This window comes from Streptomyces sp. WM6386 (assembly GCF_000972385.1).
Taxonomy (GTDB): Bacteria; Actinomycetota; Actinomycetes; order Streptomycetales; family Streptomycetaceae; genus Streptomyces.
In genome coordinates this window covers 1-564 of the sequence record NZ_JXTE01000402.1, presented here as the reverse complement: position 1 = coordinate 564, position 564 = coordinate 1, and the positions used below count along the sequence as shown (strand labels likewise).

General features: G+C 75.5%; 1 protein-coding gene and 1 pseudogene. Both read left to right on the top strand.

The window, feature by feature from the left end:
- A pseudogene (locus tag TN53_RS41950) lies at nucleotides 1–184 on the top strand (hypothetical protein); the annotation flags it as partial.
- A gap of 138 nt (nucleotides 185–322) precedes the next feature.
- The coding region (locus TN53_RS41945; RefSeq protein WP_046264158.1) for a DUF3099 domain-containing protein at nucleotides 323–564 on the top strand (242 nt) is incomplete at its 3' end.

The following is a 564-nucleotide window of genomic DNA, read 5'->3' as shown; positions in this document are numbered from 1 at the left end:
GATCCCGCACCCGACCCCGCAGGAGATGCAGCACGCCGTGGAGCACCTCGGCCACGCGCCGGGCGCGCTGCCCTCGTCCAACGGGCACGGCTCCTCCAACGGACACGGATCCGCCAACGGGCATGTGGGCAACGGCGGCCGGGCGGCCGTCGAGGGACGGGAGTCGGACCAGGAAGTGCACTGACCCGGCGGCACCACGCACAGCACCGGGCCCCCTACGGCGGCGCGGGGGATCAGGGGGCGATCACCCGCGCCCCCGTCGTTCCACCCCCGGCCGTCCACCCTGCCCGGCGGCCCCGCCGGACCATCCACGGAGGCCCCGATGAACCGCACGTCATGGCGCCGGGACGGCCCCCCGGCCGAGTCCATCACCCGGGCCCGCGCCGGTCTGAGCGAGGACCTGCGCGGCCGTCAGCGCCGCTACGTCGCCGCGATGCTGGTGCGCAGTGCTTGCGTGGTCCTGATGGCCCTCACCTGGAACCGCTGGCCCGTCGTCGCCATCAGCGCCCTGGTCGGCGGGGTCGTCATCCCCTACGTCGCCGTGGTCGTCGCCCAGGCCGGATG